Annotated in this window: 13 protein-coding genes; all 13 read left to right on the top strand. The window is 70.9% G+C overall.

All coding sequences use genetic code 11. From position 1 onward, the window contains the following. The first annotated feature begins 72 nt into the window (after nucleotides 1–72). Complete coding sequence (locus ACLBWP_RS04000) at nucleotides 73–459, top strand: DUF3040 domain-containing protein (protein ID WP_243563725.1); 387 nt, start codon at nucleotides 73–75, stop codon at nucleotides 457–459. 410 nt (nucleotides 460–869) lie between these two features. After that, on the top strand, nucleotides 870–1,301 hold the full coding sequence (gene mraZ, locus ACLBWP_RS03995) for a division/cell wall cluster transcriptional repressor MraZ (protein ID WP_123653803.1): 432 nt from the start codon (nucleotides 870–872) through the stop codon (nucleotides 1,299–1,301). 105 nt (nucleotides 1,302–1,406) lie between these two features. Next, nucleotides 1,407–2,378, top strand: coding sequence for a 16S rRNA (cytosine(1402)-N(4))-methyltransferase RsmH (gene rsmH / locus ACLBWP_RS03990; RefSeq protein ID WP_447654148.1), 972 nt, complete (start codon nucleotides 1,407–1,409; stop codon nucleotides 2,376–2,378). 1 nt (nucleotide 2,379) lies between these two features. After that, complete coding sequence (locus ACLBWP_RS03985) at nucleotides 2,380–3,090, top strand: hypothetical protein (RefSeq protein WP_243563723.1); 711 nt, start codon at nucleotides 2,380–2,382, stop codon at nucleotides 3,088–3,090. Nucleotides 3,091–3,150: 60 nt separating this feature from the next. Further along, nucleotides 3,151–4,920, top strand: a complete 1,770-nt coding sequence (locus tag ACLBWP_RS03980) for a peptidoglycan D,D-transpeptidase FtsI family protein (RefSeq protein WP_447654147.1) — start codon at nucleotides 3,151–3,153, stop codon at nucleotides 4,918–4,920. A 35-nt stretch (nucleotides 4,921–4,955) separates the two neighbouring features. Next, nucleotides 4,956–6,587 carry a Mur ligase family protein gene (locus tag ACLBWP_RS03975; protein WP_447654146.1) on the top strand — a complete coding sequence of 544 codons (1,632 nt, stop codon included), beginning with the start codon at nucleotides 4,956–4,958 and terminating at the stop codon, nucleotides 6,585–6,587. Continuing rightward, the gene (locus ACLBWP_RS03970) at nucleotides 6,584–8,092 is read left to right on the top strand and encodes a UDP-N-acetylmuramoyl-tripeptide--D-alanyl-D-alanine ligase (protein ID WP_447654145.1); all 1,509 of its coding nucleotides are present in this window, start codon (nucleotides 6,584–6,586) and stop codon (nucleotides 8,090–8,092) included. Before ACLBWP_RS03975 ends, ACLBWP_RS03970 begins: the two co-directional genes overlap by 4 nt. Then, a complete protein-coding gene (mraY, locus tag ACLBWP_RS03965) occupies nucleotides 8,089–9,192 on the top strand; it encodes a phospho-N-acetylmuramoyl-pentapeptide-transferase (RefSeq protein ID WP_243563719.1) in 1,104 nt (367 codons plus the stop codon). Before ACLBWP_RS03970 ends, mraY begins: the two co-directional genes overlap by 4 nt. After that, complete coding sequence (gene murD / locus ACLBWP_RS03960) at nucleotides 9,185–10,729, top strand: UDP-N-acetylmuramoyl-L-alanine--D-glutamate ligase (protein WP_447654144.1); 1,545 nt, start codon at nucleotides 9,185–9,187, stop codon at nucleotides 10,727–10,729. Before mraY ends, murD begins: the two co-directional genes overlap by 8 nt. Beyond that, the gene (gene ftsW, locus ACLBWP_RS03955; RefSeq protein ID WP_447654143.1) at nucleotides 10,695–12,002 is read left to right on the top strand and encodes a putative lipid II flippase FtsW; all 1,308 of its coding nucleotides are present in this window, start codon (nucleotides 10,695–10,697) and stop codon (nucleotides 12,000–12,002) included. The genes murD and ftsW overlap by 35 nt, the downstream gene beginning before the upstream one ends. Continuing rightward, complete coding sequence (locus tag ACLBWP_RS03950) at nucleotides 11,999–13,132, top strand: UDP-N-acetylglucosamine--N-acetylmuramyl-(pentapeptide) pyrophosphoryl-undecaprenol N-acetylglucosamine transferase (protein WP_243563715.1); 1,134 nt, start codon at nucleotides 11,999–12,001, stop codon at nucleotides 13,130–13,132. Before ftsW ends, ACLBWP_RS03950 begins: the two co-directional genes overlap by 4 nt. Then, the gene (murC, locus tag ACLBWP_RS03945) at nucleotides 13,129–14,568 is read left to right on the top strand and encodes a UDP-N-acetylmuramate--L-alanine ligase (RefSeq protein ID WP_447654142.1); all 1,440 of its coding nucleotides are present in this window, start codon (nucleotides 13,129–13,131) and stop codon (nucleotides 14,566–14,568) included. Before ACLBWP_RS03950 ends, murC begins: the two co-directional genes overlap by 4 nt. Next, a complete protein-coding gene (locus ACLBWP_RS03940) occupies nucleotides 14,565–15,791 on the top strand; it encodes an FtsQ-type POTRA domain-containing protein (RefSeq protein ID WP_447654141.1) in 1,227 nt (408 codons plus the stop codon). Before murC ends, ACLBWP_RS03940 begins: the two co-directional genes overlap by 4 nt. Nucleotides 15,792–16,021: the final 230 nt, after the last annotated feature.

The following is a 16,021-nucleotide window of genomic DNA, read 5'->3' as shown; positions in this document are numbered from 1 at the left end:
TAGTGGAGTGGTCGAGACATAGAATCGGCCAACCAACAACGCGTTGATCCCAGGGACAAAGAGGGAATCAAGATGCCACTCTCGGAGCAAGAGCAGCGACTTCTCGAAGAGATGGAGCGCAGCCTCTACCAGAACGACTCCGACTTCGTGGCGCGCGTCACCCGGCGACAAGGGCGGCCGACGTACACGTCGATCACGCTCGGGGTTCTGGGCGCGCTCGCTGGAGTCGCAGTCGTCATCCTCGGGCTGGCCATGCGCCAGCCCCTGATCGGAGTCCTCGGCTTCGTCGTGATGCTCGCCGGGGTGCTCTTCGCACTCCGCCCGGGCATGCGTGCGCCGAAGTCCTCCTCCAAGGCACCGCGGACGCCGTCGTCCGGTGGGGCACGGGGGAGTTCCTCCGGCGGGTCCTTCATGGACCGGATGAACGATCGATGGGACAAGCGCAACGATCCCAGTTGAGACGATGAACTGACTTCCCGGAACGGGGTCGGCCCACTCGGGCCGGCCCCGTTCCGTGCGTCCGGGGCCGTTCCGCGCGCGGTCCGACCTGCCCTGATGCGCGGGTGACGCGGGTGAGGTGACCAACAAACGGACGGGAGGCCCGTGGCGACGCCGCCACGGGCCTCCCGTCCGTCGTGTCGACCCCTCCACCGCGCCGCGATGGCTGCGAAAGTCCTCCACTTCGCTCCACCGCAGCTACTGCCGCCCACTGGCCCGGGATTCCGGGCCTCTGTGCTGCCCGGCGGTCTTCGCCGCTGCCCCAGAAGGGGGCACAGCGACGATTCTGGGAGCACTTTTGCCCCGTGGTGGAGGGAAGTGGAGTACCGTGGGGTCCATCGAAGACCGGTGGAGCTGAGGGGAGGCCCCGAGTGCTGCTCGGTACCCATGCCCCGAAGCTCGACGAGAAGGGTCGCGTGATCCTCCCCGCCAAGTTCCGCGACGAACTGTCCGGGGGGCTCGTCATGACCCGCGGTCAAGAGCGGTGCGTGGTGGTCTTCAGCGCTCGGACGTTCGAGGAGATCCACGAGCGCATCCGTCAGGCGCCGATGACGTCGAAGCGCACCAGGGACTACATGCGCCTGTTCCTCTCGGGGGCCAGCGCAGAACAGCCCGACAAGCAGAACCGCGTGACGATCCCGCAGAACCTCCGTGAGTACGCGGGGCTCGAGCGGGACCTCACGGTCATCGGCTCCGGTGACCGTGCCGAGATCTGGTCGACCACCGCGTGGGAGGCCTACTACGCCGAAGCCGAAGAGGCCTTCGCAGAGAACGACGAGGAGGTGATCCCGGGCATCTTCTGATCCGCGGACCGGGACTCCCAGCCGTCTGCCCTGATGCACCTTCCCCGGTGTCAGGTCGGTATGGATGGGGATCCGGGTCAGCGGCCCAGGAGATCAGGGCTGCACATGACAGACCACACCAACGGCGACACCCCCCAGCGGTTCCCGCACACCCCGGTGATGCTCGAGCGCATCGTCGACCTCTTCACCCCGACGCTCGAGGGCCCGGGCAAGGTCGTCGTCGACGCCACGCTCGGCATGGGCGGCCACTCCGAGGGCCTGCTCGAACGGTTCCCCGAGCTCACGCTCATCGGGTTGGACCGCGACACCGACGCCCTCGGCATCGCGGGCGACCGTCTGGCGCGCTTCGGCGACCGGGTGCGCCTGGTCCACACCGTGTACGACGAGATCCTCGACGCGATCCGGGGCGAAGGGTTCGACCAGGTCGACGGCGTGCTGTTCGACCTCGGTGTGTCCTCGCTGCAGCTGGACCGGGCCGAGCGCGGCTTCGCGTACAGCCAGGACGCGCCGCTCGACATGCGGATGGACCGCACGCAGGGCATCACCGCGGCCGAGGTGCTGGCCGACTACGACGAGGGCGAACTCCGCCGGATCTTCCAGCGCTACGGCGAGGAGAAGCTCGCCGGCCGCTACGCCAAGGCCATCGTCGAGCGTCGGGCCGAGCAGCCCTTCACGATGTCCGGTGACCTGGTCCAGGTGCTGCACGACGCCACCCCGGTCGCAATCCAGCGGCAGGGACACCCGGCGAAGCGCGTGTTCCAGGCGCTGCGCATCGAGGTCAACACCGAGCTGAGCGTGCTCGAGCGGGCGATCCCGGCGGCACTCGACGCCATCGCGGTCGGCGGCCGGATCGTCGTCGAGTCCTACCAGTCGCTCGAGGACCGCATCGTCAAGCGGGCCCTCGTCGCACGGACCACGTCGAGCGCCCCGGCCGACCTGCCGGTGGAGCTCCCCGAGCACGCCCCCACCTTCTCGTTGGTCGTCAAGGGCGCGGAGCTGGCCGACGAGGCCGAACGTGCAGCCAACCCCCGAGCAACACCCGTGCGACTCCGCGCGGCCGAGCGGATCCGGAAGTGACATGAGCACGAACCTCGCACTCGTCGACCCTGCCGTCGTCCCGTCGCGCGCGCCGCGTCCCACGGCAGACCGACACCGTCCGGAGCTCGTCGAGGTCACGTCGACCCGGGCCCAGCGCCGCGCTCGCCCGAAGATCGCCTACGCGATCGTCGCGGTGGGCGCCCTCGGGACCCTGCTGCTCGCGCAGCTCGGCATCAGCATGGTGCTCAGTCAGGGGGCGTACGAGCTCGACGCGCTGAACGCCCAGCAGACCTCGCTCAGCCGCACGCAGCAGTCGCTGTCCGAGAACCTGCGGGTGCTCGACTCGCCGCAGAACCTGGCACGCAACGCCCAGTCGCTCGGCATGATCGCGAACTCGACACCGGTGTACCTCGACCCGAAGACCGGTCGGGTGTACGGCACGCCGACGCCCGCGACCCCGGCCGAGGCGACGGGCAACACCGCGAACCAGGTGCCGAACTCCCTGCTGGACGACGTCCCCCTGGTGGCGAAGCCGGGCGACACGGCGACCAGCAAGGAGAACGGCGCGGGGACCTCCGCGACGGGCTCCACCGCCGACGCCGGGACCTCCGGCACGGCGGACGCTACGAAGAGCGGCGCTGAGAAGACCGGCGCTGAGAAGACCGGCGGCGCCAGCGCGTCGGCCGGGGGTTCGTCGCCGTCCTCCGTAGAGTCCGACCCGAACCAGCTCCAGGCACCGTCCACCCGGTGACCTGCGGGTCAGCCAGGTGACCTGCGGGTCAGCAGAACCAGCCGGGAAGGACCGCACCGCGTGACGAAGACGATCCGCAACCGCCGACTCCGATACAGCGTCGTCATCGTCGCCGTGATCGCCCTGGTGGCGGTCTTCGTGATCCGGTTGGTCGACATCCAGGTCGTGCAGGCGGCAGAGCTGAACAGGGCCTCGAGCGCCAAGCGCAGCATCCCGGTGACGCTCTACGGCACGCGTGGCTCGATCGTCGACCGCAACGGCACCGAACTCGCCGACAGCGTGACCCGGTACAACATCACGACGGCCCCGCGGCTGGTCAAGGACTTCCAGGGCAAGCTCGGCGGCACGCGCGTCAAGGACGTCAGTGTCACCGATGCCCTGAAGGCCGTGGCGAGCGCGTCCGGCGGGGACGCCACGGCGATGCAGAAGGCGATCGACGCCCAGCCGAACTCGGACTTCGCGTACCTGGTCAAGGGCCTGGACGTCAGCCACTACGAGGCCGTGCGTGCGCTCGACGTGCCCTGGCTGTACCCGCAGCAGCAGTCGGCCCGGACGTACCCGACGGGCGCCACCACGGGCAACATCACCGGCTTCATGGGCACCGACGGTGCGCAGGCCGGCCTGGAGTACGCCTACGACCAGTGCCTGGCGGGCACGAACGGTTCGCAGACGTACGAGCGCGGCGAGGACGGCGTGCAGCTGCCCGGCAGCACCGTGACGACCAAGCAGGCCAAGGACGGCGGCACGCTGCAGACGACGATCGACAGCGACCTGCAGTACATGGCGTCGCAGGACATCGCCGACGCCGCGCAGCAGCTGCAGGCGGTCTCCGCGACCGCCACGGTCACCAAGGTGAAGACCGGCGAGGTCCTCGCGGTGGCGGACTACCCGACGGTGGACCCGAACGACGTCGACGCCACCCAGGACAAGGGTGCGTACGGCTCCCGTGCACTCACCGACACGTACGAGCCCGGCTCGACGATCAAGGCGGCCATCGCGGCGGCGCTGATCGACCAGGGGAAGGCCACACCGACCACCGGCGTCAGCGTGCCGTACTCGCGGACGTTCCCCTGGGGTGGCACGATCCACGACGCCGAGTTCCACCCGACCGAGAACCTGACGCTGACCGGCATCCTGCGGGACTCGTCCAACGTCGGCATCACCGAGCTCGGGACGCGCCTGACCGAGCAACAGCGGTACGACGTCATGAAGAAGTTCGGCCTGTTCCAGCCCGAGTCGGCGATCGACTACCCGGGGCAGCCCGGCATGCAGTACGGCGCGAGCCCGGACTGGGACCAGCAGACGAACATCAACTCGATGTTCGGCCAGGGCATCTCGACGACGGCCATGCAGGTCGCGAGCATCTACCAGACCATCGCGAACGACGGCGTGCGCATCCCGCTGCACTTCGTCAAGGGCTGCACCACGGCCGACGGCAAGACCATCGACGCGCCCGACGTGCAGAGCGAGCGCGTCGTGTCCGCCAATGCGGCGACGCAGGTGACCGACATGCTGCAGAGCGTCGTCACGGGCGGCACCCTGGTGGGGATGAAGCCGATCTCGGGCTACAACATCGCCGCCAAGACGGGCACCGCCGAGGTGGCCGAGGGCGGCAAGGGGTACGGCGCTCAGCGCATCATCTCGGTGGCCGGAATGGCACCCGCCGAGGACCCCCAGTATGTTGTCACGGTGACGTTCACGAAGCCGCAGACGAGCAAGTTCTCATCCGGAGCGGCTCCGGCGTTCCGCACACTCATGTCCCAGGTGCTCGAGAAGTACCGCGTCGCCCCCTCCACGACCCAGGCGCAGACCTACCCCTCGACGTGGTAGGCCGACCCGCCCAGGTGGAGAGGAAGAAGGAGCACGTGTCCGCACGGATCCCCCCGGTCCTCCGTCCCGAACACCCGACCCCGAGGGCCGTGGCCGAGCTGGCCAACGGCTTCGGGCTGCGGGTCGTCGGGTCGCTCGACGCCGTCGAGACGACCGGCGTCACGCTGAGTGCCGCCGAGGTGCAGCCGGGTGACCTGTTCGTCGGCGTGCACGGTGCGAACCGCCACGGTGCCCAGTTCGCACCCGAGGCCGCCGAGCGCGGTGCCGTCGCGGTGCTGACCGACGCCGACGGTGTCGGGGCCGCCCAGGCCTCCGGGCTCCCCGTGCTCGTCGTCGACGACCCCCGCGCCGCCCTCGGCGACGTGTCCGCGTGGGTCTACCGCACCCACCCGGACGAGGCCACCGACCTGCCGCAGCTGTTCGCCGTCACCGGCACGAACGGCAAGACCAGCACGTCGTACATCCTCGAGGGGATCCTCAAGCAGCTCGGCCTGGTCACGGGACTCAGCTCCACCGCCGAGCGCCACATCGGCTCGCTCAGCGTGACGAGCCGCCTGACCACGCCCGAGGCCAGCGAGATGCACGCGCTGCTGGCGCGGATGCGCGAGAGCGAGGTGCGTGCGGTCGCCGTCGAGGTGAGCGCGCAGGCCCTCAGCCGGCACCGGGTCGACGGCATCGTGTTCGACGTCGTCGCCTTCACGAACCTCAGCCACGACCACCTCGACGACTACGCCGACATGGAGGAGTACTACCAGGCGAAGCTCCCGCTGTTCCAGCCCGAGCACGGGCGCCGCGGCGTCGTGTCGCTGGACTCCGAGTGGGGCCAGCGCGTCGTGCAGGACTCCCGCATCCCGGTCACGACCATCACGGTGCACCCGGACGTCGAGGCCGAGTGGCACGTCGACGTGGTCGAGGCACACGCGGCGTACACCGAGTTCCGTCTGACGGGTCCCGAGGGCCGCGAGCTGACCACCCGGGTTCCGCTCATCGGCTGGCACATGGCCGCGAACGCCGCCCTGGCGATCGTCATGCTGGTCGAGGGCGGCTTCGAGCTCGGTGCCATCGCGCACGCGCTCGAGAGCAACCACCGCCACTACGAGGACGCTGCCGACGGCGACGACCAGCCCGTCAGCGCGATCGAGTGCTACCTGCCGGGCCGGACCGAACGCGTCTCCGGTGACCGCGGTCCGAGCGTCTACGTCGACTTCGGGCACAGCCCCGACGCCTTCCTCAACACCCTGGCAGCGGTCCGCCAGTTCACCCCGGGCAAGGTCGTCATGCTCTTCGGTGCCGACGGCGACCGCGACACCACCAAGCGCGCCGACATGGCCCGGGTCGCCGCCGAGGGCTCCGACATCCTGGTCGTGACGGACCACCACCCCCGGTTCGAGGACGCCGCGTCCATCCGCAAGACCCTGGTGGACGCCGCCCGTGCCGCGTACCCCGAGCACGAGATCCACGAGGTGAGCCCACCCGAGGCGGCCATCCGGACCGCGGTCGGTCTGGTCGGCGAGGGTGACTCGATCCTGTGGGCCGGCCCCGGTCACCAGGACTACCGCGACATCGCGGGGGAGCGGACGCCGTACTCGGCCCGCGACGAAGCCCGAGCGGCGCTGCGCGAGGCCGGCTGGGAACCGAACTCCGGCCCGGTGGAGGAAGCGCGATGATCGCCCTGTCCCTCGCCGAGGTCGCCGCCGCGATCGACGGCGAGCTGCTTCGTGGTGCCCCCGACACCGTCATCGACGGCCAGGTGGAGACCGACTCCCGCCTGGTCGGCCCCGGCAGCGTGTTCTTCGCGCTGCTGGGCGAGGAGACCGACGGGCACCGCTTCGTGCCCGCCGCGGCCCAGGCCGGTGCGGCCCTGGTCGTCACCGGACGCCGCGTCGACCTGCCCGCGGACGCCACGACCGCGCAGATCGTCGTCGCCGACGGGTACGCCGCCCTGGCCGCGCTCGCGCACGAGGTCGTCGCGCGCGTCCGCACGTCGAGTGCCGACCGCGTGGACACGGACGGCACCCCGGCACCGCTGCGCGTCGTCGGCATCACCGGCTCGAACGGCAAGACCAGCACGAAGAACATGCTGCGCACGATCCTGTCCACGCACGGCGAGACCGTCGCGCCCGAGGGCTCGTTCAACAACCACGTGGGAGCGCCGATCTCGATGCTCCGCGTCACCCACGACACCCGGTACCTGGTGGTCGAGATGGGCGCGAGCGGCACGGGCCACATCGCCAAGCTCGTCCGCATCGCCGAACCCGACACCGGCGTCGTCCTCAAGGTGGGGCTCGCGCACGCCGGCGAGTTCGGCGGCATCGAGGCGACCCAGCGCGCCAAGTCCGAGATGGTCACCGACCTGCCGGCGACGGCCACCGCGCTGCTCAACGTCGACGACGACCGTGTCGCGTCGATGCGTGCGGTGACCGCGGCCCACGTCGTCGGCTTCGGCACGTCCGCCCAGGCCGACTACCGCCTGTCCGATGTGTCCACGGACCGCGACGGCACCCGCTTCACGCTCACCGCGCCTCCCGTCGGTCCGAGCGGTGACGGCACGTCGGAGGGCAGCCTGCCTGGAGGCCCGGTGCCGGTCCCCGAGACCGTGGACGTCCGCCTCGCCATCCTGGGTGAGCACCACGCGATGAACGCGACGGCCGCCCTGGCCGTCGCCCACCGCTGGGGCGTCCCGCTGGCCGACGGCGCCGCGGCGCTCGCGTCGATGACGCGCGCCGAGCGCTGGCGCATGGAGCTGCTGCAGGACGGACCCGAGGGCGTCACGGTCATCAACGACGCCTACAACGCATCGCCCGACTCGATGTCGGCCGCGCTCCGCACCCTGGCGCAGGTCGTGCGCCCCGGGGAGCGGACCATCGCCGTGCTCGGCGAGATGGCCGAACTCGGCGAGTTCTCGGTCGAGGAGCACGACCGCATCGGTCGACTCGTCGTCCGGCTCGGCATCGGCCAGCTCGTGGTCGTTGGCCGCGGCGCCATGCCCATCCACCAGGCCGCCACCCTCGAGGGATCGTGGGACGGCGAGTCCGTGTTCATCGAGGACGTCGACGACGCCGTCCACACCCTGCAGGAGATGGTCCGCCCCGGCGACGTCGTCCTCGTCAAGTCCTCGAAGTCGGCCGGGCTGCGTCACCTGGGCGACCGCCTCGGAGGTGTGTCCGCATGATCGCCCTCTTGATCGCCGGCGGCGTGTCGCTGGTGTTCACCCTGCTGCTCACGCCGCTGTTCATCAAGCTGTTCCACCGTCTGGGCTGGGGACAGTTCATCCGCGACGACGGTCCGCAGTCGCACCACACCAAGCGCGGCACCGCGACCATGGGTGGCATCGTCCTGATCCTCGGCACGGTGATCGGCTACTTCGTCGGACACCTGGCCGGGCGCGACTCGGTGACGCTGTCCGGCATGCTCGTGCTGTTCCTGATGGTCGGGCTCGGGTTCGTCGGCTTCGTCGACGACTTCCTCAAGGTCCGACGGCAGCGCAGTCTCGGGCTCGGCGGCTGGGCCAAGGTGCTCGGCCAGGTCATCGTCGGCGTGATCTTCGCGACCGTGGCGCTGGTCGTCCCGAGCTCGACCGGCAAGCCGCCCGCGTCCACGATGATCTCCGCCATCCGGGACATCCCGTGGCTGGACTTCATGGCACTCGGCACGGTCATCGGCACGATCCTGTTCCTGGCGTGGATCGTCCTGCTCACGGTGTCCACGTCGAACGGCGTCAACGTCGCCGACGGTCTGGACGGCCTGGCGACGGGCTCGAGCATCCTGGCGATCGGCTCGTACGTCATCATCGGGTTCTGGCAGTCGAACCAGATCTGCGGCGGTGCCCGGCTCGACGCCAGCACCGAGCACGCCTGCTACACCGTGACGAACCCGCTCGACCTGGCCGTGGTGGCCGCCGCGGTCTGCGGTGGCCTGATCGGGTTCCTCTGGTACAACACCTCGCCCGCACAGATCTTCCTGGGCGACACCGGGTCGCTCGGCCTGGGCGGCGCGTTGGCCGGACTCGCCATCCTCAGCCGCACCGAGCTCCTGCTCATCCTGATCGGTGGCCTGTTCTTCATCGTCACCGGGTCGGTCATCCTGCAGCGGGCGTACTTCAAGATCACCCACGGCAAGCGGATCTTCCGGATGAGTCCCCTGCACCACCACTTCGAGCTCAAGGGCTGGGCCGAGGTCACGGTCGTCGTGCGGTTCTGGATCATCGCCGGACTCTGCGTTGCCGCGGGTGTCGGCCTCTTCTACCTCGAATGGATCGCGCGCGTTGGTTGACCACGGCTCCTCGGAGCGGCTGCAGGGACTCGACAGCTGGTACGCCGAGGGCTGGAAGGGCCTCGACGTGGCGGTGCTCGGGCTCGGTGCGACCGGGTTCTCGGTCGCCGACACCCTGGTCGAGCTGGGCAGCACGGTGACGGTCTACTCGACGGACGCGCCGGCGGACAGCGTCGAGCTGCTCGACGTGATCGGTGCACGGTTCGTGCAGACCCCGCTCGACGTCGTGCCCGCAGCGCTGGTCGACCAGGCTCCCGACGTGGTCGTGGTGTCGCCCGGGCTGCCCCCGCACAACGCGAGCGTGCAGTGGTCCGTCGTCAACAGCAGGGTCTGGGGCGACATCGAGCTCGCCTGGCGCGTCCGCGACAAGGTCGTGCGCGGGCCGGTCGCCGCGCCGTGGGTGACCATCACGGGCACCAACGGCAAGACCACGACCACCCAGCTCACCACCGCCATGTTCCAGGCCGAGGGGCTGCGCGCCGTCGCGTGCGGCAACATCGGCGTGCCGGTGCTCGACGTCGTGCGCGACCCGGACGGATTCGACGTGCTGGTCGTCGAGCTGTCCAGCCACCAGCTGCACTACCTGGCCGACGCCGGCGACGGCGCGGTCCTGCCGCTCGCGTCGACCTGCCTGAACATCGCCGACGACCACCTGGAGTGGCACGGGTCCGCCGACGCCTACCGCGCCGCCAAGGCGAAGGTCTACGAGCGCACGGTGCTGGCGTGCGTCTACAACGTCACGGACGAGGCGACCCGGCGCATGGTCGAGGACGCCGACGTGGTCGAGGGCTGCCGGGCCGTCGGGTTCACACCCGGCATCCCGGGCCCGAGCGAGGTCGGCATCGTGGACGACGTGCTGTGCGACCGGGCCTTCACCGAGGACCGACGCAACAGCGCCCTCGAACTCGCCACCCACGCCGACCTGGTGCAGGCCGGTCTGGCCAGCCCGCACATGACGATGAACGTGCTCGCCGCCGCCGCGCTGGCCCGGGCCGGTGCCGTCCGCCCGAGTTCGATCCAGCGCGCCGTGCAGGCCTTCCGCGCCGACCACCACCGCACCGAGCTCGTCGCCACGGGCCCTGACGGCATCGCCTGGGTCGACGACTCCAAGGCCACGAACCCGCACGCCGCCACCGCCTCGTTGTCGTCGTTCGAGACCGTCGTGTGGATCCTCGGCGGGCAGTTCAAGGGCGTGGACATCGACGGGCTCGTCGCGCGCTTCGGTCCGACCGCGCGTGGTGTCGTCGTGATCGGCGCCGATCGGGGTCCCGTGCTCGAGGCATTCGCGCGACACGCGCCCGCGGTGCCGGTCCTGCAGGTCGAAGCACCGGACACTGATCAGGTCATGCCCGAGGCGGTCCGACATGCCGCATCGGTCGCGAGACCGGGCGACACGGTCCTCCTCGCCCCGGCGGCTGCGTCGTTCGACCAGTTCGTCTCGTACGCGGACCGGGGCGAGCGATTCGCTGCGGCGGTCCACGATCACCTGGGAGGAAACACCGATGGCGACACCGGACATCCCGGCGGGGACGCGTAGCCCGCGCACGACCGGCTCGACCACGACGACGCAGCGCGCCGGCGGTCGGCGGCCGAACGGCGCCGTCGTCGCGGTGAAGAACGTCTTCGTCGCCGAGTCGAGCACGTTCTACTCGATCCTCGGCGTCACCCTGTTCCTGGTCGTGTTCGGCGTCGTCATGGTGCTGTCGTCGTCGAGCGTCGAGCAGTACGCCAAGACCCACGACTTCTTCGGCGCCTTCACCCGGCAGGGGCTGTACGCGATCATCGGCGTGCCCCTGATGCTCGTCGCGAGCCGCATCCCGACCGGGGTCTGGCGCAAGTACTCGCGCTGGGTGATCGTGCTCGGCCTGATCGTGCAGGCCGCGGTCGTCCTGACGCCGCTCGGCTACTCGATCCAGGGCAACCGGAACTGGATCAAGCTCGGCGGCTTCACCGCGCAGCCGTCCGAGATCCTCAAGCTCGCGCTGGTGCTCGGCATCGGCACGATCATCTACCAGAAGCGCAACAAGCTCGACCAGTGGAAGCAGATCCTGCCGCCCATCGGCCTGGTCACCGCCGGGTCGATCGGCCTGGTCCTGTTCGGCGGTGACCAGGGGACCGCGATGGTCATGATGATCCTGGTCTTCGGCGCGATGTTCGTCGGCGGGGTCCGGCTGCGGCACCTCGGCATCGGCGTCGGCGCGATCCTCGTGCTCCTGCCGTTCATCACCATGGCGTCGAGTTCGCGGTCGTCCCGCATCAGCGCGTGGCTGTCGGGCTGCACGGACACCAGCCAGTACCAGGACCTGTGCTGGCAGCCCGTCCACGGCATGTGGGCGCTGGCCTCCGGTGGCGTGTTCGGCGTCGGCCTCGGCAACTCCAAGGCGAAGTGGTCCTGGCTGCCCGAGGCGGACAACGACTACATCTTCGCGATCATCGGTGAAGAGCTCGGCCTGATCGGCGCGGTCGTCGTCCTGGCGCTCTTCGTCGTGCTCGCCGTCAGCATGGTCCGCATCATCCGGCTCTCCGACGACCCGTTCGTCCGGACGGTCACCGGTGGTGTGCTCGCCTGGATCATCGGCCAGGCGCTCGTCAACATCGGCGTCGTCCTGGGCCTGCTGCCCGTGCTCGGCGTGCCGCTCCCACTCATCTCGGCCGGTGGTTCGGCGCTCATCATGACCCTGGTGGCCATCGGCGTCGTGCTGTCCTTCGCCCGCGACCTGCCGAGCCGACACACGCTGGCAGCCGGCGGGACCGCGCGGCGCCTTCCCGACGCGCACCGCGAGCCGCTCGTCGACGGGCGACTCCGATGAACACCTACCTGTTCGCCGGCGGCGGCACCGCCGGGCACGTGAACCCCCTGCTCGCGGTCGCCGACCGGTTGACCGAGCGATCGCCCGACGACCGGGTCATCGTGCTCGGCACGGCCGAGGGGCTCGAGTCCCGCCTGGTCCCGATGCGCGGGTACGAGCTCCTGACGATCCCGCGTCTGCCGTTCCCCCGGAAGCCGAACGCTGCGGCACTCCGGTTCCCCGCGGCGTTCTGGCGTGCCGTCAAGCAGACCGAGGCGATCATCCGCGACCGGGGTGTCGATGTGGTGCTCGGTGTCGGGGGCTACGCGTCCGCGCCGGCCTACATCGCCGCCAAGCGCACCGGCACCCCGATCGTCGTGCACGAGCAGAACGCCAAGCCGGGGCTGGCGAACCGGCTCGCCGCGTTCCTGACCACGCACGTCGGGGTCACGTTCTCCAACACCCGCCTGCGCCATGCGCGCGTGGTCGGCATGCCGCTGCGACGCGAGGTCGAGCGCCTCGACCGGCGCGCCAGCCGCACCGAGGGGCTGGCGGAGTTCGGGCTCGACCCCGCGCGGCCGGTCCTGCTGGTCACGGGCGGGTCCTCGGGTGCCCGGAGCATCAACCGGACCGTCAACCGGTCGGCCGCCAGCATCGTGGGCGCTGGCTGGCAGGTGCTGCACGTGGTGGGCGCCGCGAGCGACATCGGCCCGAGCGACCTGGACGGCTACACGGTGCTGCCGTACTGCGACCGGATGGACCTGGCGTACGCCGCCTCCGACTTCGTCGTCTCGCGCTCGGGTGCGGGCATGGTGTGCGAGCTCACCGCGGTCGGGCTGCCGAGCGTGCTGGTGCCGTACCCTGTCGGCAACGGCGAGCAGCGGCACAACGCCCGCGACGTCGTGCAGGCGGGTGGAGCGGTGCTCGTGGACGACCAGGAGTTCGACCAGGACTGGGTGACGTTCCACCTGCTGGACGTCCTGCAGGACCGTGCCCGCATCGCGGACATGGCGGTCCGGTCCGGCAGTGTCGGACACCGCGACGGCGCCGACCGGATGACCGAGCTCGCGCTCGACGCCGCGCGGACCGCCACCAGCAAGCGCACCGGCAGCACCGAGCGCACCGGCAGCACCACGGAGGAACGACCATGACCATCAAGCCGGACCTGACCCAGCCGATCCCGGACGACCTCGGCACGGTCCACTTCGTCGGCATCGGCGGCTCCGGCATGAGTGGCATCGCCCGGCTGTTCCTGGCCGCCGGGCACACCGTCACCGGCAGTGACTCCCGCGAGACCGCCACCACCGGCCGCATGCGCGAGCTCGGCGCCCAGGTGCACATCGGGCACGACGCCGCGAACGTCGGCGACGCGGACACGATCGTCGTCACGAGCGCCCTGTGGCCGGACAACCCCGAGCTGCTCGAGGCCCAGCGCCGCGGTCTGCCCGTGCTGCACCGCTCCCAGGCCCTGGCCGCGCTCATCGCCGAGCACCGCCTGGTCGCCGTCGCGGGTGCGCACGGCAAGACCACGTCGACCGGCATGATCGTCACCGCGATGGTCGAGCTGGGCCTCGACCCGAGCTTCGTCAACGGCGGTGTGATCCAGTCGCTCGGCACCAGCTCGGCGCCGGGCTCGAGCGACCTGTTCGTGGTCGAGGCCGACGAGTCCGACGGCTCGTTCCTGCTGTACGACGTCGCCGTCGCGCTGATCACCAACGTCGACGCCGACCACCTGGACCACTACGGCACCGAGGACGCGTTCATCGAGGCCTTCGTCGAGTTCGCGGGAAAGGCCAGCGAGCGGGTCGTCGTGTCGAGCGACGACGCCGGGGCGAAGCGCGTCACCGAGGGCGTCCGTGCCCGGCCGGACGCACCGGAGATCCTGACCTTCGGCGAGGCCGCGGACGCCGACGTCCGCATCGAGCGCATCGTCGAGTCCGCCGGGGTCGAGGTCGACTTCCGTGCGGACGGGCGCTCGCACCACCTGACCCTGCGGGTACCGGGGCGCCACAACGCGATCAACGCCGTCGGTGCCTTCGCGGTGCTGGTCGGCCTGGGCGTCGCACCCGAGGACGCGATCCGTGGGCTGGAGGCCTTCGGCGGTACCGAGCGGCGCTTCGAGCTGCACGGTGTCGAGCGCGGCGTGTCGGTGTACGACGACTACGCCCACCACCCGACCGAGGTCGCGGCCGCGCTCAAGGCCGCGCGGAACGTCGTCGGCGACGGCCGGATCATCGCGATCCACCAGCCGCACCTGTACTCGCGCACGCAGATGATGGCGGGCGACTTCGCGAAGGTCTACGAGGACCTCGCCGACCACACCGTCGTGCTCGACGTCTACGGCGCGCGCGAGGACCCTGTCCCCGGCGTCACGGGCGCCCTGGTGCAGGAGCGCTTCGTCGACCAGTCGCGCGTCGAGTACCTGCCCGACTGGGCCGACGCCTCGGCCCGTGCGGCCGAGGTCGCGCGTGACGGTGACATCATCATGACCCTCAGCTGCGGCGACGTGTACCGGATCATCCCGCAGGTGCTCAGCGCGCTGCAGGACGACAGCACGCTCCGGGTCGAGGGAGCACCCACCCGGTGAAGCGTCCCGAGGGCTTCGACGACCGTCCGGCGGCCCCGGACGCGTCGGCAGCGAGCGAGCGCGCGCCGCGTGAGCGTCGGGTCCCGCGCATGCCGCGGCTGTCCGTCCGTCGCGGTGCGGGCCACGCCCAGGAGGCCCGGCCCGACACCGACACGCCGGCTGCGGCCGACGAGACGGTCGCCTCGGACGCCCCCACCACCTCCGGCCTGCGAGCGTCGCACCCCGTCGCGGACGTCGCGCCCGCGCAGGACGGGGCGCGACGTGCACCCGGGGGTGCGACGGGGTCCGACCACGCGACGGGGTCCGAGTGGGCGACGGCGGACGAGGGTGACCACGTCGCCGGCGTGACCGACGTGATCGACCTGCACCGGGCCTCCAGTCCCGAGCACACGGACGCAGCCGACGTGCCGGACGCGCCCATCGGCACGAAGGTCCGCGCGGCGGAGACCGCCCGCGAGGCGCGGGCCGCCCGCAAGCGGCGACGGCTGCTCGAGCGCGCCGAGGTCCGACGGTTCACCCGGCGCTCGCGGCACCGCCGAGCGATCGGCATCACCGCCGCCAGCGTCGTGCTCGTGCTGGGCGTGTCGATCCTGGTCGCCGTGTTCTCGCCCCTGATGGCCCTCCGCACGATCGAGATCAAGGGGACCAGCCGCGTCGACGACACGCAGCTGCGCCAGGCGCTGTCCGGCCAGATCGGGACCCCGCTCGCCCGGCTCGACTTCGGCGCGATCAGGCGGGACATCGCCGGGTTCCCGCTCATCGAGAGCTACGTCACCGAAGAGGAGCCGCCGCACACGCTCGTGGTGACCGTGACCGAGCGCACCCCGGTCGTCGCCGTCAAGAGCGGTGATGCGTTCCAGCTCGTCGACCCCGCGGGGATCGTCGTGCAGTCGTCGCCGAAGCAGCCTGAGTCGATGCCCGTCGCGGACATCGGTCGCGCGAAGCTCGGGTCGAGCGTGTTCCGCACGATGACCGAGGTCGTGCTCGCGCTGCCGTCGACCGTGCGCGCTCAGGTGGCCGGTGTGGCGGCCTCGACCGCCGACGACGTCACCCTGACCATGCAGGACGGCTCACGCGTGGTGTGGGGGAGTCCCGACGACTCGGACGCCAAGGCCGCGCTGCTCGACGCCCTGGTCAAGGACCACGCCAGCCGCGACCCCGGCACCGCGGTGGAGTACGACGTCTCCGCACCGGACAACGGCATCATCCGCAACCAGTCCTGACGCCCGCCTGCGTGCCTGCGCGCCTACCTGCGCGCCTGCCACCCGTCGCGTCTGCGCGCCGAGTCTCGCCGCTGCGGACAGATCGTGCGCTCCAGACGCCGCGAACTGTCCGCGGGGCCGAGACTCGGCGCGGCCGGCTCGCGCCTGGCGGCACGAGCGGACAGAATTGCGGCACCACATCGCCGACACGCGGCGTGGCGGGACGACACCGTGGCGAGCGCCCCCGTAGC

The sequence above is a fragment of the Microbacterium sp. M1A1_1b genome (assembly GCF_053345565.1).
This window is presented reverse-complemented; position numbering and strand designations above follow the sequence as displayed.